Annotated in this window: 5 protein-coding genes; 4 read left to right on the top strand and 1 reads right to left on the bottom strand. The window is 63.9% G+C overall.

From position 1 onward, the window contains the following. The 4 genes from VIQ49_RS19110 to VIQ49_RS19125 form a co-directional block, all read left to right on the top strand. The coding region (locus VIQ49_RS19110) for a thioredoxin family protein (RefSeq protein ID WP_331887466.1) at nt 1-279 on the top strand (279 nt) is incomplete at its 5' end. Continuing rightward, a complete protein-coding gene (locus tag VIQ49_RS19115; protein ID WP_269576627.1) occupies nt 276-542 on the top strand; it encodes a UBP-type zinc finger domain-containing protein in 267 nt (88 codons plus the stop codon). The genes VIQ49_RS19110 and VIQ49_RS19115, both read left to right, overlap by 4 nt. Then, nucleotides 520-2,247 (top strand): FAD-dependent oxidoreductase, encoded by a 1,728-nt coding sequence (locus VIQ49_RS19120; protein WP_020971360.1) that lies wholly within the window; start codon nt 520-522, stop codon nt 2,245-2,247. Before VIQ49_RS19115 ends, VIQ49_RS19120 begins: the two co-directional genes overlap by 23 nt. 13 nt (nt 2,248-2,260) lie before the next feature. Next, the gene (locus tag VIQ49_RS19125; RefSeq protein WP_172937240.1) at nt 2,261-2,701 is read left to right on the top strand and encodes a DUF1931 family protein; all 441 of its coding nucleotides are present in this window, start codon (nt 2,261-2,263) and stop codon (nt 2,699-2,701) included. Between the two features lie 194 nt (nt 2,702-2,895). On the opposite strand, the gene VIQ49_RS19130 is transcribed toward VIQ49_RS19125, so the two are convergent. Next, nucleotides 2,896-3,250 (bottom strand): DnaB-like helicase C-terminal domain-containing protein (locus tag VIQ49_RS19130; protein WP_331887548.1); only part of this gene is annotated, 355 nt, incomplete at its 5' end.

Genomic DNA, 3,250 nt, shown 5'->3' on the forward strand with positions numbered 1-3,250 from the left:
GATCTGTGGGCGACGTGGTGCGGCCCGTGCCGCATGGTCAGCCCCGCGCTCGAGCAGCTCGCCAGAGAACACGCCGGCCAGATCAAGCTGGTCAAGGTCGACGTCGATGCTGCACCCCGGACGGCTGAACGATTCACCGTCCGCGCCGTGCCGACTCTGCTGGTGATGGACCGGGGTGAGGTTCTCGCTCGCCAGTCGGGCGCAGCTCCGGTCCCCCAGCTGCGCACGTGGCTCGATCAGGCGCTCTCGGAAAATGCCGGCGAGGAGGCGAAGTCATGAGTCCTGTCCATGCGGACCCACATGTAACCGCGATCCGGGCCGTGGTGCCCCGTACCCCGCAGGGCTGCGAGAAATGTCTTCGCCTCGGCACCCCGTGGGTGCATCTGAGGCTGTGCCTGACGTGCGGACACGTCGGTTGCTGCGACTCTTCGCCGGGCAGGCACGCGAGTGCTCACGCTCACGCCATCGGGCATCCGATCGTCCAGTCGATGGAGCCCGGCGAGGATTGGCGGTGGTGTTATGTCGACCAGAACTTCGTCTGAGGGCGCCTCACCCATCGGGTACAGCCCGCCGGTCGACGACGAGACCCCGGACGAGGAGGGCGCCTTCCCGCGGCTGACGGACGACCAGGTCGCGAAGCTCGAGGTCGGTGGCTCGCGTCGACCGGTTCACGCCGGCGAGGTGCTGATCCGAGAAGGCGCGCCTGACAACGATTTCGTCGTCGTCCTTTCCGGAAAGATCGCAGTCGTCGACGAAGGCGACGCGGACGGCGAGCGCCGGATACTGCGCGTGCACGGTCCTGGGCGTTTCCTGGGCGAGCTCGGACTCCTGGAAGGTCAGGTGGCGTTCTTCACCGCCGAAGCGATCGAGGACGGCGAGATACTCGTCGTCCCGGCCGAGCAGGTACGCGAGCTGATTGCCCACGATCCCGTGCTCAGCGATTTGATCCTGCGCGCCTACCTTGTGCGTCGGCACTTGCTGATCGGGCTCGGCTCCGGATTCCGGATCATCGGCTCCTGCTTCTCCCCGGATACGTTGCGACTTCGTGAGTTCGCGATGCGAAACCGTCTGCCCCACAAGTGGTTCGACTTGGAACAGGACGAACGAGTGGAGCAGCTGCTACGCAGCCTGAACGTCGCACCCGAGGACACACCCGTCGTGATCTGGCACGGCGAGAAGGTGCTGCGCAATCCGACGAATGCGGAACTCGCACGCGTCGTCGGGCTTCCTGTCCCGGCACCCGTCGCGGACGCAGCCAAGGACGTCTACAACCTCGTCGTCGTGGGTGCCGGACCGGCCGGCCTGGCCGCATCGGTGTACGGCGCCTCGGACGGGTTGAACACGGTGACGTTGGAGCGGATCGCTGCGGGCGGCCAAGCCAGTACCTCATCCCGGATCGAGAATTATCTGGGATTCCCCGCCGGGGTCTCCGGCTCCGAATTGGCCGAACGAGCCGTGCTCCAGGCCGGGAAGTTCGGCGCCCGAATCCTGGTGTCGGCAGAAGTGACCGGTTTGGGATCCGAGGCCGGGAACCATGTGCTCCGACTGGCGGACGGCGGGTCGGTGCACGCCCGGGCCGTTGTGCTCGCCGCCGGGGCGCGGTACCGCAAGTTGGCCGTTCAGGGGATCGAGGCGCTGGAAGGAACAAGCGTGTACTACGCCGCAACGCATCAGGAAGCACGGATATGCGGCACCGACCCGATAGCCATCGTCGGTGGCGGCAACTCCGCCGGCCAGGCCGCCGTCTTCCTCGCCGAGCACGTCTCACAGGTGCACCTGCTCATCCGCGGCGATGACCTCGGGAAGAGCATGTCCCGATACCTGGTCGACCAGATCGAACACCATCCGCGGGTCACCGTGCACCGGCACACCGAGATTCGTGCGGTCCACGGCGAGAAATACCTCGAAGCAATTGCAGTCGAGGACAATCGCACCGGCGACCAGGACACGATTCGGGTGCGCGCCCTGTTCGTCTTCATCGGGGCGGTACCGCACACAGGGTGGCTTGCCGACGCGATCGCACTCGACGACCACGGCTTCGTCCTCACCGGTGTGGACGCGATCCACGCACGAGCGGACGGCAGCCTGCCAATCAACGGCGGCCTGTCCAGGACGCTCGAAACCAGCCTGCCCGGCCTGTTCGCGGCGGGCGACATCCGCCGCGGTTCGGTGAAACGAGTCGCATCCGCCGTCGGTGAAGGAGCGATGGCCGTACGCCAAATCCATGAATACTTCGAAAGGAGCTGACGACATGCCAGTAATGGGCACCGTGAAATTCCAGCGGTTCTTCAGGGCAGCAGCTGGACTGCAGGTCGACCGGAACGACCTCAAGCGCTATACCGATTTCATCGACGACAAGATCTACGACGTGCTCCTGATCGGCAAAGCCTCCGCAAAAGCAAACTTGCGCGACGTGATCGAACCGTGGGACCTGCCGATCACCAAGGGATTACAGGAGAGCATCCACCGGTTCGAAAAACTCGACGAGGAGATCGAACTTCAGCCGCTGCTCGATCAGCTCACGGCCCACCCACCCTTGGACGTGGCCCTCTCGGAAGAGACCGAGCAACGACTGCCGCTGATCGCAGGAGGCTTGAGCGTAGCGCTGGCGCATACCTTCGCCACGGTCGAACCGGACCGCAAGAACCCCGGCACAGCCCAATGGACCGTCGCCTTCGACATCTTCCACCTACTGCTGTGACTACCACCCGTCCCGGCGAACCAGTAGATCGCCGGGACACCACACCGTGGTCGGGAATCACGAACCACGGTTGTCGACACCACGCTTCCTGAAGCAGAGATGAAAATACGCAGTTCAGGGGCTTGCTTCGGTCGAAACCCTTGTTAATCTAGCGTCGCACTTTGTTAACTTCGCTGCATCTCGACAGGCAGTTGCTAGCCTCGCGCCATGTCCACGAACTTGGACAGGTGAAGTTGGTGCGCCACAGTGATTGTGGCGGTCGGACCGTTACGGTGCTTACCGAGAATCAGGTCGGCTTCACCACCGCGAGGATCGTCGCGCTCAGTCGCATCAGGGCGGTACAACAGGATGACCATATCGGCATCCTGCTCCAGCGAGCCCGATTCACGAAGGTCGGCAACCTGGGGGCGCTTGTCGGTTCGCTGCTCAGGACCACGGTTGAGCTGACAGATTGCGACAACCGGAACTTCGAGCTCCTTCGCCAAAAGCTTTAGGCTACGGGAGAATTCAGAGACTTCCTGCTGACGCGACTCGACCTTTTTACCCGAG

It is taken from the genome of Williamsia sp., assembly GCF_036566845.1.
Taxonomy (GTDB): domain Bacteria; phylum Actinomycetota; class Actinomycetes; order Mycobacteriales; family Mycobacteriaceae; genus Williamsia.